A 16811-nucleotide genomic window follows, 5' to 3' on the forward strand; every position below is an offset into this window, starting at 1 on the left:
TGCACGGGCGAGGCCGCCGTGCCGCGGTCGCATCCGCCGGAGCGGCCAAGGACGCCGGCGGCGCCGGAGCCCGCGAGGGCGATGGCCGCCGACGCGCCGGAGCCCGCGAGGGCGATGGCCGCCGACGCGCAGGCCGCGGCGCCGTCCCGGGTGCGCATCCCGTCCATCAAGGTCTCGGCCGGGATCGTCCCCCTGGCGATCGACCGCTCCGGGACGCTCGCCGCGCCGGAGGGCTACGACGTCGCGGGCTGGAACGAGGCGGGACCCGAACCCGGCGAGCGCGGCACCGCCGTCATCGCGGGGCACGTCGACTCCCGCACCGGCCCGGCGGTGTTCTACCGGCTGCGCGAGCTGAGGGCCGGCGACCGGGTCGAGGTCGACCGGGCCGACGGCAGCACCGCCCGGTTCCGGGTGACGCGGGTCGTCCGCCACAGCAAGAACGGGGTGCCGGACGCGGTCTACCGGCCCGCGGCCGGCCCGGAGCTCCGCCTCGTCACCTGCGGCGGAACGTTCGACCGCGCCAGGGGCGGTTACCGGGACAACATCATCGTCTACGCCGCCCGGCACTGAGAGCCCCGGCATGGCCCCTTCCCCTCGGGGGGCCATGCCGGCCCCCGGTCAGGGCACGATGTAGTCGGAGTCGCGGGCGTCGGTGATGGCCATGTGACCGGGCGCGTGCCCGATCGCGAACTTGGGGCGGGAGGCCATCACGGCGGCCTGCGGGGTGACGCCGCAGGCCCAGAAGACGGGCACCTCGCCGAGCCGCAGGTCGACCGGGTCGCCGAAGTCGGGCGCGTCGAGGTCGGCGATGCCCAGTTCGGCCGGGTCGCCGACATGGACGGGCGCGCCGTGCACCGACGGGTAGCGGGCCGTGACGCGGACGGCGTCGCCGACCTGCTCGGCCGGGATCGGGCGCATGGACACCACCAGCGGGCCGCCCAGGTCGCCGGCGCGGCGGCACAGGCGGCTCGTCCGGTACATGGGGACGTTGCGCCGCTGCTCGATGTGCCGCACCGGGACGCCCGCCTCCAGCAGGGCGTTCTCGAAGGTGAAGCTGCAGCCGATGAGGAAGGAGACCAGGTCGTCCCGCCAGTACTCGGTGGCGTCGGAGACCTGCGCGACCGGTTCGCCGTGCTCGTACACGACGTAGCCGGGCAGGTCGGTGCGCATGTCGCCGGAGAACAGCCGGGCGGAGGTCTGGCCGGGCTCGGTGACGTCCAGGACCGGGCACGGCTTGGGGTTGCGCTGGGCGAACAGCAGGAAGTCGTAGGCGTGCTCGCGCGGCACGGCGATCAGGTTCGCCTGGGTGCGGCCCGCGCACCAGCCCGCGGTCGGGACGCGCAGCCCGGCCCTGAAGAGCGCGCGGGCCTGGTCGGGCGTCAGTGCGGCCGGGTCGATGGGGTCGGTGGGCATGGCGCTCATGGAGTCACCTAGTTCCAGAGGTTCGGGATCTTGGTCAGTGAGTTCCAGCTGAGGTAGAGGGTGAGGACCCAGGCCGCGGTGCCGAGCGAGGCCAGCCAGGCCGGGTAGCGGTAGCCGCCGAGCAGGTCGCGGCGGCGCCAGGCGACCCACAGCACCACGCCGAGGCCGACGGGCAGGATGAGGCCGTTCAGCGCGCCGGCGAGGACGAGCAGGTTGACCGGGGTGGTGCCGAGCGAGAGGTACAGGACGGTCGACAGGGCGATGAAGGCGACGACCAGCCGGTTGCGGTGGGTCTCGATCCAGGAGGAGAACGACACCAGGAACGACACCGAGGTGTAGGACGCCCCGATGACCGAGGTGATCGCGGCCGACCACATGATGAGGCCGAAGACGCGCAGCCCGGCCTCGCCGGCGGCGTGCTCGAACGCGGAGGGCGCGGGGTTGTCGGCGGCCAGCTTCGCGCCGCCCGCGACCACGCCCAGGACGGCCAGGAACAGCAGCGCCCGCATCAGGCCGGTGATGAGGATGCCGGAGACGGAGCTGCGGGTGATGCCCTTGACGTTCTCCGCGCCGGTGAGCCCGGACTCGATCATGCGGTGCGCGCCGGCGTAGGTGATGTAGCCGCCGACGGTGCCGCCGATCAGGGTGGTGATGGTCAGGAACTCCACCTGTTCGGGCGCGACGGTCTGGACCAGGGCGTCGCCGATCGGGGGCGAGGAGACGATCGCGACGTACAGCGTCATCACGATCATGACGAGGCCGAGCACGACGACGATGCGGTCCATCGCGACCCCGGCGCGGCGGCTGAGGAAGACGGCCACGGCGACCAGCGCGGAGATCGTGCCGCCGATCCTGACGTCCAGGCCGAGGAGGGCGTTGAGGCCGAGCGCGGTGCCGGCCACGTTGCCGATGTTGAAGATGAGGCCGCCGGCGACGTCCAGCCCGGCCAGCAGGTAGCCGGCGCCGGGGAAGACGCGGTTGCCGAGGTCCTGGGCGCGGCGGCCGGAGACGCCGACGACGCGCCAGACGTTCAGCTGGATCGCGATGTCCACCAGGACCGAGACGAGGATCGCGAACGCGAACGCGGCGCCGAGCTGGGCGGTGAAGACCGTGGTCTGGGTGATGAAGCCCGGTCCGATGGCGCTGGTGGCCATGAGGAACATGGCGCCGAGCAGCGCGCCGCGGTGAGGCGCGGCCGCTGACGCCCCCTGCCTGTCGAGCGTGGTGCGGTCGGTCATGTCGCTCCTCTTGTGGAGGGTACGCTTCCCAGCAGCGTAAGGATTGTTCAACAATCCTGCAATCCTTGAATTGATGGATTGAGCGATACTCTGATGTGACGGTCATGTTTCATGAGTGAAGGGAGACCGATGCCCGCGCAGGAGACCTGGATCGGCAGAATCGAGGCGGCCCGCGGCGAGCTCGACCGGTCGAGCACCGCCGCCCGCGTCGCCGGGCTGCTGCGCGAGCAGATCACCGACGGCCTGCTCGCCCCCGGCGAGCGGCTTCCCGAGGCCGAGCTGTGCAGCGCCGCCCGCGTCTCGCGCAACACGCTGCGCGAGGCGTTCCGGCTGCTGGTGCAGGAACGGCTGCTGGAGCACCGCTTCAACAGCGGCGTGTTCGTCCGCCGGCTGAGCGTGGACGACCTCGCCGACGTCTACCGGGTGCGGCGGATCCTGGAATGCGCGGGCGTGCGGGAGGCCGCCGCCGCCCCGCCGGAGGCCCTGGAGCGGATCGAGGCCGCCGTCGCCGAGGGCGAACGCGCCGCCCGGGACGGCCGCTGGCCGCAGGTCGGCACCGCCGACATCCGCTTCCACCAGGCGGTCGGTGCGCTGTGCGGCAGCCCCCGGGTGGACGAGGCGATGCGCAACCTGCTGGCCGAGCTGCGGCTGGTGTTCCACGAGATGGGCTCGCCGCGCGAGTTCCACGAGCCGTACCTGGCCCGCAACCGGCTGCTGGCCGACCTGATGGCGCGCGGCGAGGTCGGCGCCGCCGAGCGCGAGCTGCTGTCCTACCTCGACGACGCCGAGGCGCAGCTGACCGCGGGCTACCGCCGCCGCGACGCTGGTAGCGTGTGACGCATGGCAGTGGGCAGCCTCTTCCTCTGACGCGCTCCAGGAGCGCCGCGCGACACCACGCAGCCGCGCTCCCCCGGTGACAACGACCAGTCTCACCATGGAGCGATTTCGTCATGCCCGAGAACACCGTCATGCCCGAGCACGACCGCGCCCGCCTCGCCGGCTGGATCCGCGAGAACGCCGCGACCCTCGACACCCTGGACCCCGACGCGCCGCTGGACGACCTGGAGCCGCTGCGCGACATCATCGGCGACGCCCGCGTCGTCGCCCTGGGCGAGGGCTGCCACTTCGTCCGCGAGTTCACCACCGCCCGCCGCCGCCTCCTGCGGTTCCTCGCCGAACGCTGCGGGTTCACCGCGCTGGCGTTCGAGTTCGGCTTCGCCGAGGGCCCGGCCCTCGACCGCTGGCTGCGGGGCGAGGGCGGGGAGGACGACCTCGCCGCGCTCGGCGGCACGACCGCCTCCGGCGTGACCGGGGAGCTGGCGCGCTGGCTCCGCCGGTACAACGCGACCGCCGCCCGCCCGCTGCGGTTCCTGGGGATCGACGTGCCGCAGGCGGGCGGGACGCTGCGTCCCGCGCTGGAGCCGGTGGCCGGCTACCTGCGGGAGGTCGACCCGGACGCGCTCCCGTTCGTGGAGCGGGCCCTGGAGATCTCCGACCGGTTCGCCGGCGGATCGGTGGCCGCGGCCGCGCCCGTGTGGGCCGGGCTCGACCGCGCCGACCAGGACGCCCTGACCGCGGCGCTGGGCCGCGTCGTCCTGCGCGCCCGCGCGCTCGAGCCGCGCTACGTCGAACGCGGCGGCCGGGAGCGCTACGAGACCGCGCTGCGCCGGATCGAGGCGGCCTGGCACGCCGACTACATGGTCGGCGCCCTGAACGGCGTCTTCACCGGCACCGGCCTCCCGCTCGACACCTCCGTGCGGGACCACTTCATGGCCGGCAGCCTGCTCTGGCATCTCGACCGCGCGGAGCCGGGCGAGCGCGTCGTGCTGGCCGCCCACAACAACCACATCCAGAAGACGGCCGTCCACTACGACGGCGAGCTGTTCGGGTACGTCATGGGCCACTACCTGGCCGGCGCGCTCGGCGGCGACTACCGGGCGATCGCCATGACGCACACCGCCGACAGCGTCCCCGAGATGAACCCCGACGGGAGCGGCGAGGTCGGCTTCTCGCTCGTCGACACGGCCGCGGCCCCGGCCCGGCCGGGCAGCGTCGAGGGCGCCCTCCTCGACGCCGGTCTGGGCTCCGCCATCACGCTCACCGGTCTGCGGCACGCCCCGCGCGCCGCGGACGGGGACGCTCTGCTCGGCGGCATCCGCAGCCAGAGCTCCGAGATGGTGACGCCCGTCCCGGAGGCGTTCGACGCCGTCCTGACGGTCCCGTCCGCGACCACGCACTTCACGACGGCCTTCTGACCGCCGCGGCGTGTGGTAGGACGGTGCTCATGATCGATGAGGTTGCGCTCCGGCATCTGGAACGGTGCGCCGAACTGGCGGAACAGGCCCTCGACGCCGGGGAGGAGCCGTTCGGGTCCGTCCTGGTCGGCGGGGACGGGACGGTCCTGGCCGAGGACCACAACCGGATCACCTCGACCGGCGACCCGACCGCGCACCCGGAGTTCGAGCTGGCCCGGTGGGCGGCGGCGAACATGACCGAGGCCGAGCGGGCGGCCGCCACCGTCTACACCTCCGGCGAGCACTGCCCGATGTGCTCGGCCGCCCACGGCTGGGTGGGGCTGGGACGGATCGTGTACGCGGTCTCCTCGGCCCGGCTCTCGGAGTGGCGGGCGGAGTGGGGCGTGCCCGCGTCGCCGGTCGTCGCGCTGCCGGCGCGGGAGGTGGCGCCCGGCGTGGTCGTGGAAGGGCCCGTCGAGCAGTTCACCGAGCGGATGCGCGAGCTGCACCGGCGCCTCGCCGGCTGACGGCGGTCAGGGGACGTGCGGCGGCCGTGAGCGTTCACGGCCGCCGCACGTCTCACGCCGTCCGGCGGTCGCTGGCGCGCGCCGTGAGGCGGGGCGGCAGCAGCGTGGCGGCGGGCACCCGCGCGCCGCCGAGCTTGGCCATCAGCAGTTCCACCGAGCGGCGGCCCACCTCATCGGCCGGGATGGCGACCGAGGTCAGCGGCGGATCGGCGCGCTCGGCCAGGTCCTCCGGGCAGATCGCGACCACCGACAGGTCCTCGGGGACCCGCCGCCCGGCCGCGCGGAACGCCCGCACCAGCGGCTCCATGACCGGCTCGTTGTGCACCACGACCCCGGTGAGCCCAGGCCGCTCCGCCAGCAGCCGGTCCACCAGGGCGCGGGCGGCCTCGGCACCGGACTCGCACGGGTACACCTCGCCGTCCAGGCCGCGCCGCTCCACCGCCGTGCGGAACCCCTCGGCGACCCGCTGCGCGTAGCCGGTCTGCCGCGCGTACACCTCCGGCGGCGAGCCGACCAGCGCGATCCGGCGGTGCCCGAGCTCGGCCAGCCGCTCCGCGCACGCCCGGCCCGCCGCCCGGAAGTCCAGGTCGATGCAGGTGAGGTCGGCGGCCTCGGCCGGGAACCCGATCAGCACGCTGGGCCGGTCCAGCGTGCGCAGCATCGGCAGCCGCGGGTCGCGCATCTGGACGTCCATCACGATCAGCGCGTCCACCAGCGCGCTGTCGGCCACCCGGCGCAGCCCCTCCACGCCCTCCTCCTGGGTGAGCAGCAGCACGTCGTGGTCGTGCCGGCGGGCCTCGGCCACCGCGGCGACGGCGATCTGCATGACCACCGGGACGTGGATGCCGCTGCGCAGCGGGACCATCAGCGCCAGCACGTTGGACCGGCTGCTGGCCAGCGCGCGGGCGCCCGCGTGCGGCCGGTAGCCGAGGACCGCGATGCTGGCCAGCACGCGCTCGCGGGTCTCCGGCGAGATCGAGCGCTTGCCGCTCAGCACGTAGGAGACCGTGCTGGGCGAGACCCCGGCATGCCGGGCCACATCAGTGATCTTGACCACCAGGTGTCTCCACTTCCTTCTCGAACCCGGGCGCGGCGGTCACGGCGGGTCGCCGCCGCGGGAGATCGCGTCCTTGTAGAAGTGCGCGCTGTCCTTCCAGCGGCGCTCCCCGGTGGCGTAGTCGACATGGATCAGCCCGAAGCGGCGGTCGTAACCGTAGGCCCATTCGAAGTTGTCGAGCAGCGACCAGGCGAAGTAGCCGCGCACGTCCACCCCGCCCGCCTCGATCGCGCGGCGCATCGCCGCCAGGTGGTCGCGCAGGTAGGCGATCCGGTCGCGGTCGCGGATCCGGCCGTCGGGGCCGGGCTCGTCGGCGAACGCGGCACCGTTCTCGGTGATCATCAGCGGCAGGCCGGGACGGTCGCGGCGCAGGCCCAGCAGCATCTCCTCCAGGCCGGTCGCGTCCACCGGCCAGCCCATCGCCGTGTGCGGGCCGGGCTGGTCGAGGAAGTCGATCCCCTCGCAGCCCACGAACGGCGTGGCGGCGCCCTGCTTGTGCCCGTCGGCGTTGGCGCGGGGCGACACGCCGTCCCAGGTCCGGACGAGGGTGGGCGAGTAGTAGTTGACGCCCAGGACGTCCAGCGGCGCGGCCGCGGTCTTCTCGTCGCCGTCCCGCACGAACGCCCAGTCGGTGAGCGCGGCCGTGTCGTCCAGCAGGTCGGCGGGGTAGCCGCGGCCGGTCAGCGGGTCGAGGAAGACCCGGTTGGAGACGGCGCCGACGCGGCGCACCGCCTCCGGCTCCCCGCGCAGGTGGTGCAGGTTGAGCGTGATCGAGTGCAGGGCCGACGGGACGGCCTCCTCGCGCAGCGCGCGGGAGGCGAGGCCGTGCGCGAGGTTGAGGTGGTGGGCGGCGGTGAGCGCGGCCACCGGGTCGGTGCGGCCGGGCGCGTGCACCCCCGCGGCGTAGCCGAGGAACGCCGAGCACCACGGCTCGTTCAGCGTCGTCCAGGTGTGCACCCGGTCGCCCAGGGCCTTCCCCATCTGGACGGCGTACTCGGCGAACCGGAACGCCGTCGACCGCTCCGGCCAGCCGCCCGCGTCCTCCAACTCCTGCGGGAGGTCCCAGTGGTAGAGGGTGGCGACGGGCGCGATCCCGTTGTCGAGCAGCGCGTCCACCAGCCGCGAATAGAAGTCGACGCCCTTCCGGTTGACCGTGCCCCCCGGCATCACGCGCGGCCAGGAGATGGAGAAGCGGTAGGCCGAGATGCCCAGGTCGGCCATGGCCGCGACGTCCTCGCGCCAGCGGTGGTAGTGGTCGGTCGCCACGTCGCCGGTGTCGCCGTTCAGCGTCTTCCCCGGGGTGCGGCTGAAGGTGTCCCAGATGGAGGGCGCGCGGCCGTCCTCGTCCGCCGCACCCTCGATCTGGTACGCGGCGGTGGCGGCGCCCCACAGGAAACCGTCCGGCAGGCTCATCGGCCGGCCCCCTCCATGTCGACGACGACCTCTCTCGCGGTGGCGCGGACGAGGGCCCCCTGTTCGTGCCCGGTCACGGCGCCGCCGTCGACCCTGATACCCGCCGGATCGACGTTGACCAGCAGCAGGCTCCACGCGCCCCCGCCCGTGGCGGAGGCCGTGAGCGCGGCGCCGTTCCGGGAGGTGGTGAACGACGCCGCGCCGATCCGGGTGGTGGCGGCCGCGCCGTCCCTCAGCTCGTACACGCGCAGGGTCACGCCCTCCGCGTGGTCGTAGTCAGGCCGGTCCTCGACCGCGCCCTCGGGGACGACCGCGCCGGGCCGCACCAGCAGCGGCACGCTGCCGTAGCCGTGCCGTTCCCGCACCCAACGGCCCCCGTGCACGCGCTCACCGGTGAGGTAGTGCGTCCACACGCCGTCGGGGACGTAGTAGGCGATCTCGTCGCCCGCAGAGAAGACCGGGGCCATGAGCAGGTCGTCGCCCAGCATGTACTGGCGTTCCAGATGGGTGCACGCGGGGTCGTCCGGGAAGTTCAGGACCATCGCCCGCATCATCGGCAGGCCCTCCTCGTACACCTGCCGCGCCGCGCCCGCCATGTAGGGCATCAGGCGCATCTTCAGGCGGGTGAAGTGCCGCAGGACGTCCACCGACTCCTCGTCGAACAGCCACGGCACCCGGTAGGAGTGGCTGCCGTGCAGGCGGCTGTGCGACGACAGCAACCCGAACGCGATCCACCTCTTGAACAGGCCCGCGTCGGGCGTCCCCTCGAAACCGCCGATGTCATGGCTCCAGTAGCCGAACCCCGACATCCCCAGAGAGAGGCCCCCGCGCAGGCTCTCCCCCATGGCCTCGAAGGTCGATTCACAGTCCCCGCCCCAGTGGACGGGGAAGCGCTGCCCGCCCACGGTGGCGGAACGGGCGAACACGACCGCCTCCCCCTCGCCGCGCCGCTTGCGCAGCAACTCGAAGACCGTCTGGTTATAGAGGTAGGTGTAGTAGTTGTGGGCGCGCTCAGGATCGGAGCCGTCGAAGTAGACGACGTCGGTGGGGATGCGTTCCCCGAAGTCGGTCTTGAAGCAGTCGACGCCCATCTCCATCAGCGCGTCCAGTTTCGCCGCGTACCATTCGCGGGCCTCGGGGTTGGTGAAGTCGACCACCGCCAGGCCCGGCTGCCACAGGTCCCACTGCCACACGTCGCCGTTGGGGCGCCTGAGCAGGTAGCCGCGCTCCTTCGCCTCGGCGAAGAGCGGCGAGCGCTGCGCGATGTAGGGGTTGATCCACACCGAGATCCGCAGGCCGCGCTCCTTGAGGCGGCGCAGCATCCCCGGCGGGTCGGGGAACACCCGGGGGTCCCACTCGAAGTCGCACCACTGGAACTCGCGCATCCAGAAGCAGTCGAAGTGGAACACGCTCAGCGGCAGGTCCCGCTCGGCCATCCCGTCGATGAACGAGGAAACGGTCTCCTCGTCGTAGGAGGTGGTGAACGAGGTGGACAGCCACAGCCCGAACGACCAGTCCGGGACGCGCGCGGGCCGTCCCGTCAGCGCCGTGTACTTGCGCAGGATGTCCTTGGGCGTGGGCCCGTAGATGAGGAAGTACCGCATCGACTGGCCCTCGACGCTGAACTGCGCCCGCGCCACCGCCTCCGACGCGACCTCGAACGACACCTTCCCGGGATGGTCGACGAACACCCCGTAGCCGGCGTTGGTGAGGAAGAACGGCACGTTCTTGTACGCCTGCTCGCTGGCGGTGCCGCCGTCGGCGTTCCACACGTCCACCGACTGGCCGTTCTTCACCAGCGGCCCGAACCGCTCGCCGAGCCCGTACACAAAGTGGTCGACGCCGAGGTCGAGCTGCTCGCGGACGTAGTGCCGGCCGTCGTCGGTATCGATGACCGCGGTCGCCTTGGGCCGGGTGCCGGTCAGGCGGCGGCCCCCGGCCAGGAAGTCCACCGCCCACTCGCCGCCGCGGGCGAACCGCACGGTCAGCTCCCCCGAGGTGAGGGTGGCCGCGTCCTCGGCCACCTCCGCGAGGGCGTCCGCGGGCGGGTCGGTGGCCAGCGCGAACGCCGGGCCGCGCGGCTCCTCACCGGCGAAGTGGGTGATCGTCACGCCGATGACGTCCGGCATCGGCGCCGAGCACTCGAACGTGACCAGCGGCCCCTTCAGCAGGTCGCCGCGATGCCGGACGCGCTGGACGGGCGCGTGGACGACCAGCGAGGCGCCGGGGGACGCCGTGCAGTCGAGGACCTCGACCGGGTGCACGGCACGCACGCCCTCCCGCATCATCCAGTAGCCATCACTGAACTTCATCTACTTGATCGCTCCTGCCGTGAGGCCGCGGGACAGCGTGCGCTGGAAGATGAGAAAGAAGACCACGGTGGGCAGGAGCCCGAGCAGCGAGGCGGCGCTGGACATGGTGGCGTCCATCAGCCGCTGCCCCTGCAGCACGCCCAGCGCCACCGAGACGGTCTGGTTGTCGTTGCTCACCAGGAAGACCAGCGGGATGAGGAACTCGTTCCAGGTCCAGACGAAGAAGAAGACCGCCAGCACCGCCATGGTCGGCCGGATCACCGGGACGACCACCCGCCACAGCACCTGCCACCGGCTCGCCCCGTCGATCCGCGCCGCCTCCAGCAGCGGGCGCGGGAACGCCGACAGCACCGACGCCAGCAGGTAGGTGCCGAACGCACTCTGAATCACCGTGAACACGATGATCACGGCCAGCCGGGTGTCGTACAGGCCGACCTGCTTGGACAGGTGGTACAGGGGGTAGACCAGCGCCTCCTGCGGCAGCGTGTTGGCCAGCAGCAGGAGCACCAGGATCCACATCCGGCCCCGGATCCGGCCGATGCCGAGCGCGTAGGCGTTCAGCACCGACAGCAGCACCGCCAGGACCGCCACCGAACCGCTGATGAGCGCGCTGTTCAGCAGCACCTGGCCGAAGCCGACCCGTTCCCAGAACGCGGTGACGCCGTCGAAATGGAACCCTTCGGGCAGCGCCAGCGGGCCGTTGGAGGAGTACTCCTGCGGCGTCTTCAGCGCGTTCAGCACCACCACGCCGAACGGGACCAGCATGATCCCGGCCAGGACGAGCAGCGCCGCCAGGACCAGGTAGGCGGAGGGGCCGCGGCGGCGCCGGCGCGCCCGGCCGCGCTTCGCGCGGGCGCCGGTCGCCGATCCGGTGAGGGCGGTGGTCATCGCTCCCCCTCGGGGCCCCGGCCCTGCAGGCGCAGGAACACCACGGTCAGCGCCACGATGATCAGCGTCAGCACGGTGGTGATCGCCGAGCCGTAGCCGACCTCGGTCTTGTCGAAGAAGTTCTGGTACGAGTAGTAGGACGGCACGTTGGTCGCGCCGCCGGGGCCGCCCTTGGTGAGGACGTAGATCGGGGCGAACACCTTCAGGGACGCGATGGTCGTCCACAGCAGCACCACGAAGATCTCCGGCCGGATCTGCGGCACGGTGACGTGCCGGAACCGCCGCCACCAGCCGGCCCCGTCGATCTCCGCGGCCTCGTACAGGGACGGGTCCACGCGCTGCAGCCCGGACATGAACACCACCAGCGGGAACCCGATCTGCACCCACACCATGACGGCCATCACGGCCCACAGCGCGGTGCCGGGGTCGCCGAGCCAGTCGCGGGCCAGCGCGTCCAGGCCGAGCGCGCGCAGCACCTCGTTCACCGCGCCGCTGTCGGGGTTGAGCAGCCAGCTCCACACCACGCCCGCGATGACCATCGGCAGCACCTGCGGCAGGTAGACGCAGGCGCGCAGGAAGCTGGCGGCACGCGGTCCGAAGTGGCGGTCCACCAGGTCGGTCAGCAGCGCCGCCAGCACCAGCCCGATCGCGGTCGGCGCGATCGCCATCGCCACGATGACCAGCGCGTTGTTGCGGAACGAGGACCAGAACTCCGCGTCGCCCGCCAGTTCCCGGTAGTTGGCCAGGCCGGCCCATTCGGGGGTGCCGACACCGCTCCACTCGGTGAAGCTCGTGCCGACGTTCATCAGGAACGGCACACCGATGACACCGGTGAACAGGACCAGGCCGGGGACCAGGTACGGCAGGTACGCCAACCGCTCCCGCCGCGCCTCCCTGGAAGGCGCGGAGGTCAATTGGGCAGGCCGTCGTCGTAGGCGCGCTGGACGGCGCCGAGGGCCTGGGCGGGCGTGGCCGAGCCGTTCATGAGCTTCTGCACCTCGGCGACCCACCTGTCATAGAACGCGGCCACCGGCCAGTCGGGGTAGTAGGCCAGGGAGTTGTTCCGGGCGAGGGTGTTGAAGTCCTCGATGAGCTTCTTGGCCTTGGGGTTGGTGATGGCCGCGGCGTCGGCCGCGACCGGGATGCCGCCCGCGTTGCCCAGCGTGTTCTGGATGTGCTTCTTCATCGTGATGTCGATGAAGTCGTAGGCGAGCTTCTTGTTCTTCGACCCCTTGGGGACGACCCACAGGTTGCCGCCCGAGCCGGGGGTCAGCTTGGCCCCGGGCCACACGGAGGTCTCCCACTCGAACTTGGCCTCCTTGGCCACGCGGCCGAACCACCAGCTGCCCGAGAACATCATCGGGAACTTGCCGCTCATGAACGCGACCCCGGCGTCCTCGGCCTTGATGCCCACCGAGCTCCTGGAGACGTAGCCCTTCTTCACCCAGTCGGCGAACGTGGCGGCTCCGTAGGTCCAGGCGGGGTCGGTGAGGTTCGCCTTGGACGTGTAGCGCTGGAAGGCGTCCACCCAGGGGCGGTCGGCCCTGTCCAGGGCGAGCTGGTAGACGAACTGGTGCGCCATGTACTCGGCGCCCGCGTTGGTCAGGGGGACGACGTTCTTCTTGACGAAGGCGTCCATGGCGGCGACCAGTTCGGCGTAGGTGGCGGGCACCTTGACGCCGTGCTGCTCGAACAGGTCCTTGTTGTAGTAGACCTGCAGGTACTCGGCGTAGTTGGGGACGCCGAACCACTTGTCGCCGCCCATCGTGCCCTTGGCGTTGTACTTGGCCGTGACCTGGACGTTGGGGCTGAGCAGCCTGTCCCAGCCGCGCCTGGTCACCTCGGAGGTCATGTCCTCCAGGAGGCCCTGCCGCGACAGCATGCCCGCGGTGGCGTTGCCCTTGTTGTACTCCATGACGTCGGGGGCGTCCTTGGAGTTGAGCACCATCGGCGCGGTCTTCTGGATCTGCTCGAAGCCCTTCTCCTCGAACTTCACCGTGACGCCCGGGTGGGTCTTCTTGAACTCCTCGATCGCCTGGCTCCAGGCCACGCCCATCGCGCTCTCGGGGGCCTCGTAGTGCCACAGGCGCAGCTCGTTCGGGTCGGACTCGCCGCCGCCTCCGCACGCGGCCAGCACCAGGGATCCCGCGGCGAGCACGGCCGCCAGCGCCGCGCTCCGGGGTGCCTTGATCATGGGTTTCCTCCGGGGGGTGGTCTCGAGGGCCCGCTCAATCGAAGCGCTTCGACTGCCAATCGTGCGGGGATCGTATGCCGCACGTGAGCTGCGACACAATACGTCCGGCCGCATCAAAATCGGCGCGGGCCGCTGACCTGCGACGCTATATGGGAGCGCTCCCACATTTGGCCACGGACGGCGGACCGCCGCCCGTGGCCGCGGGCCCGTCAGCGGGTGCCGTAGAGATGCTCCAGGGCGAGCTGGTCGAGGCGCTCGAACGCCGCGCCGCGCTTGGCCAGCCCCTCGATGTCGGGCGTGAAGTCGCGCACCGCCCGCCAGTCCTCGCCCTCGGCCAGGGTCGGCACGGCCAGCTCGTCCACCCGCGCCGCGCGCAGCGCCTCCCCCACCTCGGGGTCGGCGCGGAACGCCCGCACTTTCTCGCGCAGGATCAGCCAGTTGCGCATGCAACCGCGCGCCGATTCCCACACGCCCTCGTCGTCCTCGGTGCGCGGCGGCTTGAAGTCGAAGTGGACCGGGCCGTCGTAGTCGCTGTTCTCGACCAGGTCGACCACCCAGAACGCGCCGCGCGCGTTCCCCGCGCCGAACCGCAGGTCCTGGTCGTAGCGCGGGCCGTTCTGGCCGTTCAGGTCGATGTGGAACAGCTTGCCGTGCCACAGCGCCTGCGCCAGGCCGTGCGCGTAGTTGAGCCCGGCCATCTCCTCGTGCCCGACCTCGGGGTTGAGGCCCACCAGGTCGGGACGCTCCAGCGCGCCGATGAACGCCAGCGCGTGCCCGACGGTCGGCAGCAGGATGTCGCCGCGCGGCTCGTTCGGCTTGGGCTCGATCGCGAACCGCAGGTCGTAGCCCTTGTCGACGACGTAGGAGGCCAGGGTGTCGAACGCCTCCTTGTAGCGGTCCAACGCCGTCCGCACGTCCTTGGACGCCCCCGACTCGGCGCCCTCGCGGCCGCCCCAGCACACGTAGGTGCGGGCGCCCAGCTCGGCGGCCAGGTCCAGGTTGTCCATCACCTTGCGCAGCGCGAACCGGCGCACGTCCCGGTCGTTGGCGGTGAACGCGCCGTCCTTGAACACCGGATGCGAGAACAGGTTGGTGGTCGCGGTCGTCACCACCAGCCCGGTCTCGTCCAGCGCCTTGCGGAACGCGCCGACCCGCTCGTCCCGCTCGGCGGCGGTCGCGTCGAAGTCGAACACGTCGTTGTCGTGGAAGTTCACGCCGTAGGCGCCCAGCTCGGCCAGCTTGCGCACGGCGCGGTCGGCGGGCATCGGCGGGCGGGTGCCGGGGCCGAACACGTCGACCCCCTGCCAGCCCACCGTCCAGATGCCGAACGAGAACCGGTCCTCCGGCCGCGGCGTGAAACGGTCGTCACTCACGATCCCTGTCCTCCAGTGGTGTCGCGCGGCCGCCCGGCGTCCCGGAGCAGGGCGTACCGGCCGCGGATCTCCTCCACCGCCGCGGCCGCGGCGGTGCCGGCGGTGTGCTCGGTGGCGGGCGGCGCCGGCCACTCCGGCGGCGCGGGCGTCCCCGCCAGCGCCCACGCGGCCTGGCGGGCGGCGCCGAGCGCCACGTACTCGGCGGGTTCGGGCACGGTCACCGGCGTACCCAGGATCGCGGGGGCCAGTGCCCGGACCGCGGCCGACCGGGCCCCGCCCCCGATCAGCAGGGTGCGGCGCGGCCGGGCGCCCTGCGCGACCAGATGGCCGGCGGCGTCGGCCAGCGAGCACAGCAGCGCCTCGACCGCCGCGCGGGCCAGGTTCTCCCGGGTGGCGTTGGACGTGATCAGCCCGGCCAGCGTCCCGGTCGCGTCCGGGCGGTCGGGGGTGCGCTCGCCGTCCAGGTAGGGCAGCAGGGTCAGGCCCCCGGCGCCCGGCTCGGCGGCCAGCGCCAGCTCCGACAGGCCGTCCAGGTCGGCGCCCACCAGCGCGGCCGCCGAGGTGAGCACGCGCGCCGCGTTCAGCGTGCAGACCAGCGGCAGGTAGCGCCCGGTCGCGTCGGCGAACCCGGCGACCAGCCCGGACGGGTCGGCGGCCGGACGCGGCGCGACCGCGAAGACGGTGCCGGAGGTGCCGATCGACACCACCATGTCGCCCTCCGCGAGGCCCAGGCCGAGCGCCGCGCCCATGTTGTCGCCGGTGCCCGGCGCCAGCCGCCCGCCCCACGGGGTCTCGCCGACCGTCTCGGCGGGGCCCGCCACGCGCGGCAGCACCGGCTCGTGCCCGAGCGCCGCCCGCACGAACTCCGGCAGGTAGCGGCCGTCGCCGGGCGACCAGTAGCCGGTGCCGGACGCGTCGCCGCGGTCGGTGACCGGCCCGGCCGCGCCCAGCCGCAGGGTCAGCCAGTCGTGCGGCAGCAGGACGGTCGCGGTGCGGCGGGCGTTCTCCGGCTCGTGCTCGGCCATCCAGCGCAGCTTGGAAACGGTGAACGAGGCGAGCGGGACGCTCCCGGCGCGCCCGGCCCAGGTCTTGGCGCCGCCCAGCTCCTCCACCAGCGCGCGGGCCTGCGGGGCGGAGCGGGTGTCGTTCCACAGCAGCGCGGGGCGGACCACGGTGCCGTCCTCGTCCAGCGCGACCATGCCGTGCTGCTGGGCGGCCACCGCCACCGCGTCGGCCCGTTCCAGCAGGTCACGTGTCCGCTGCAGGGCGTCCCACCAGTGCCGCGGATGGCATTCGGTACCGTCGGGGTGCGGCGCGGAGGCCGCGTCGACCACCGTCCCGTCCTCCGCCCGGCACAGCAGGACCTTGACCGACTGCGTCGAGGAATCGATCCCGGCGACCAGCACTGCCCCTCCTCGGCTCCGCGGAACGGCGGCCGTCGAAACGTTTCGAAAGTTTCTCGGCCGTGTGCAGCCTAAACCGCTGTGAGCCATCACACAATGGATCACCGCGGGGGTGCTCAGGGGGCGTAGTTCATCACGTGGTCGTGCAGCATCCGCGGGGCCTCGGGGTCCTGGCGGCGGAACGCCTCGATCAGCAGGGCGTGCTCGGCGGACTTGGAGTAGATCTCCGTCTGGTGCAGGCGCAGCGACAGCGTCGTCCACAACTCGATGCCCAGCGACTCCCACACCGACATCAGCAGCCGGTTGCCGGCCGTCTCCACCACCTCGCGGTGGAACTCGATGCTCAGCCGCATCTGCGCGTGCAGGTCGCCGGTCTCGGCGGCCTCGGCCAGCAGCGCGTTGTGCCGCTCCAGCGCGTCCACCCGCTCGGCCAGGCGGGGCAGCGCCAGCTCGGCGGCGGTGCGCTCCAGGCCCGCCCGGACGGGGAAGATCTCGCCCAGGTCCTCCTCGGTGAACGCCCGCACCCGGGCCCCGCGGTTGGGCAGGCTCTCCACCAGCCGCAGCGCCTCCAGCTGGCGCAGCGCCTCGCGGACCGGGCCCTGGCTGACGCCCAGCTCGGTGGCGATCCGGCGCTCCACGATGCGCTCGCCCGGCTCCCAGCGGCCCGAACTGATCCCCTCGACGATGAACTCCCGGATCTGGTCGGCCAGGCCGGTGCGCAGCAGTTGAGCGGAGACGTTCACGCGCACA

The 16811-nt window shown here is 72.6% G+C and carries 15 protein-coding genes; 4 read left to right on the top strand and 11 right to left on the bottom strand.

What is annotated here, in order from left to right:
• A partial coding sequence (locus tag ACFPZN_RS23130; protein WP_378284191.1) for a class F sortase occupies window positions 1-570 on the top strand: 570 nt, incomplete at its 5' end.
• A gap of 48 nt (window positions 571-618) precedes the next feature.
• Here the strand turns inward: ACFPZN_RS23130 and ACFPZN_RS23135 are convergent.
• Both ACFPZN_RS23135 and ACFPZN_RS23140 read right to left on the bottom strand, forming a co-directional pair.
• Window positions 619-1422, bottom strand: a complete 804-nt coding sequence (locus tag ACFPZN_RS23135) for a putative hydro-lyase (RefSeq protein WP_378284192.1) — start codon at window positions 1420-1422, stop codon at window positions 619-621.
• An 8-nt stretch (window positions 1423-1430) separates the two neighbouring features.
• A complete protein-coding gene (locus ACFPZN_RS23140) occupies window positions 1431-2660 on the bottom strand; it encodes an NRAMP family divalent metal transporter (RefSeq protein ID WP_378284193.1) in 1230 nt (409 codons plus the stop codon).
• 129 nt (window positions 2661-2789) lie between these two features.
• Here ACFPZN_RS23140 and ACFPZN_RS23145 point away from each other — a divergent pair, with 129 nt between their 5' ends.
• The 3 genes from ACFPZN_RS23145 (at window position 2790) to ACFPZN_RS23155 (ending at window position 5421) form a co-directional block, all read left to right on the top strand.
• Window positions 2790-3497, top strand: coding sequence for a GntR family transcriptional regulator (locus ACFPZN_RS23145; protein ID WP_378284194.1), 708 nt, complete (start codon window positions 2790-2792; stop codon window positions 3495-3497).
• Window positions 3498-3610: 113 nt separating this feature from the next.
• The gene (locus tag ACFPZN_RS23150) at window positions 3611-4915 is read left to right on the top strand and encodes an erythromycin esterase family protein (protein ID WP_378284195.1); all 1305 of its coding nucleotides are present in this window, start codon (window positions 3611-3613) and stop codon (window positions 4913-4915) included.
• A gap of 29 nt (window positions 4916-4944) precedes the next feature.
• Complete coding sequence (locus tag ACFPZN_RS23155) at window positions 4945-5421, top strand: nucleoside deaminase (RefSeq protein ID WP_378284196.1); 477 nt, start codon at window positions 4945-4947, stop codon at window positions 5419-5421.
• Window positions 5422-5473: 52 nt separating this feature from the next.
• Here the strand turns inward: ACFPZN_RS23155 and ACFPZN_RS23160 are convergent, their stop codons facing one another.
• From ACFPZN_RS23160 to ACFPZN_RS23200, 9 genes are all read right to left on the bottom strand, one after another.
• Window positions 5474-6481, bottom strand: coding sequence for a LacI family DNA-binding transcriptional regulator (locus tag ACFPZN_RS23160; protein ID WP_378284296.1), 1008 nt, complete (start codon window positions 6479-6481; stop codon window positions 5474-5476).
• Window positions 6482-6517: 36 nt separating this feature from the next.
• On the bottom strand, window positions 6518-7891 hold the full coding sequence (locus ACFPZN_RS23165) for a GH1 family beta-glucosidase (RefSeq protein WP_378284197.1): 1374 nt from the start codon (window positions 7889-7891) through the stop codon (window positions 6518-6520).
• Window positions 7888-10203: an alpha-xylosidase gene (gene yicI, locus ACFPZN_RS23170; protein WP_378284198.1), complete on the bottom strand. Its 2316-nt coding sequence runs from the start codon at window positions 10201-10203 to the stop codon at window positions 7888-7890. The genes ACFPZN_RS23165 and yicI overlap by 4 nt, the downstream gene beginning before the upstream one ends.
• Window positions 10204-11091 (bottom strand): carbohydrate ABC transporter permease, encoded by an 888-nt coding sequence (locus ACFPZN_RS23175; RefSeq protein WP_378284199.1) that lies wholly within the window; start codon window positions 11089-11091, stop codon window positions 10204-10206.
• Window positions 11088-12005 carry a carbohydrate ABC transporter permease gene (locus tag ACFPZN_RS23180; RefSeq protein WP_378284200.1) on the bottom strand — a complete coding sequence of 306 codons (918 nt, stop codon included), beginning with the start codon at window positions 12003-12005 and terminating at the stop codon, window positions 11088-11090. Before ACFPZN_RS23180 ends, ACFPZN_RS23175 begins: the two co-directional genes overlap by 4 nt.
• Window positions 12002-13285, bottom strand: a complete 1284-nt coding sequence (locus tag ACFPZN_RS23185; protein ID WP_378284201.1) for an ABC transporter substrate-binding protein — start codon at window positions 13283-13285, stop codon at window positions 12002-12004. Before ACFPZN_RS23185 ends, ACFPZN_RS23180 begins: the two co-directional genes overlap by 4 nt.
• Before the next feature lie 209 nt (window positions 13286-13494).
• Window positions 13495-14658: a xylose isomerase gene (gene xylA, locus ACFPZN_RS23190; RefSeq protein WP_378284202.1), complete on the bottom strand. Its 1164-nt coding sequence runs from the start codon at window positions 14656-14658 to the stop codon at window positions 13495-13497.
• Entirely contained in the window at window positions 14655-16064 is a 1410-nt protein-coding gene (gene xylB / locus ACFPZN_RS23195; protein WP_378284203.1) for a xylulokinase, read from the bottom strand. The genes xylA and xylB overlap by 4 nt, the downstream gene beginning before the upstream one ends.
• Window positions 16065-16177: 113 nt before the next feature.
• The gene (locus ACFPZN_RS23200; protein ID WP_378284204.1) at window positions 16178-16804 is read right to left on the bottom strand and encodes a GntR family transcriptional regulator; all 627 of its coding nucleotides are present in this window, start codon (window positions 16802-16804) and stop codon (window positions 16178-16180) included.
• Between the last annotated feature and the right edge of the window lie 7 nt (window positions 16805-16811).

This window comes from Actinomadura rugatobispora (assembly GCF_042656285.1).
In the GTDB taxonomy this organism is placed as follows: Bacteria; Actinomycetota; Actinomycetes; order Streptosporangiales; family Streptosporangiaceae; genus Spirillospora; species Spirillospora rugatobispora.

Coding starts and splice junctions, on each gene's coding strand:
- ACFPZN_RS23165 (WP_378284197.1), bottom strand. CDS start 7,891: ATGAGCCTGCCGGACGGTTTCCTGTGGGGCGCCGCCACCGCCGCGTAC.
- ACFPZN_RS23135 (WP_378284192.1), bottom strand. CDS start 1,422: ATGAGCGCCATGCCCACCGACCCCATCGACCCGGCCGCACTGACGCCC.
- yicI (WP_378284198.1), bottom strand. CDS start 10,203: ATGAAGTTCAGTGATGGCTACTGGATGATGCGGGAGGGCGTGCGTGCC.
- ACFPZN_RS23145 (WP_378284194.1), top strand. CDS start 2,790: ATGCCCGCGCAGGAGACCTGGATCGGCAGAATCGAGGCGGCCCGCGGC.
- ACFPZN_RS23155 (WP_378284196.1), top strand. CDS start 4,945: ATGATCGATGAGGTTGCGCTCCGGCATCTGGAACGGTGCGCCGAACTG.
- ACFPZN_RS23175 (WP_378284199.1), bottom strand. CDS start 11,091: ATGACCACCGCCCTCACCGGATCGGCGACCGGCGCCCGCGCGAAGCGC.
- ACFPZN_RS23185 (WP_378284201.1), bottom strand. CDS start 13,285: ATGATCAAGGCACCCCGGAGCGCGGCGCTGGCGGCCGTGCTCGCCGCG.
- ACFPZN_RS23140 (WP_378284193.1), bottom strand. CDS start 2,660: ATGACCGACCGCACCACGCTCGACAGGCAGGGGGCGTCAGCGGCCGCG.
- ACFPZN_RS23150 (WP_378284195.1), top strand. CDS start 3,611: ATGCCCGAGAACACCGTCATGCCCGAGCACGACCGCGCCCGCCTCGCC.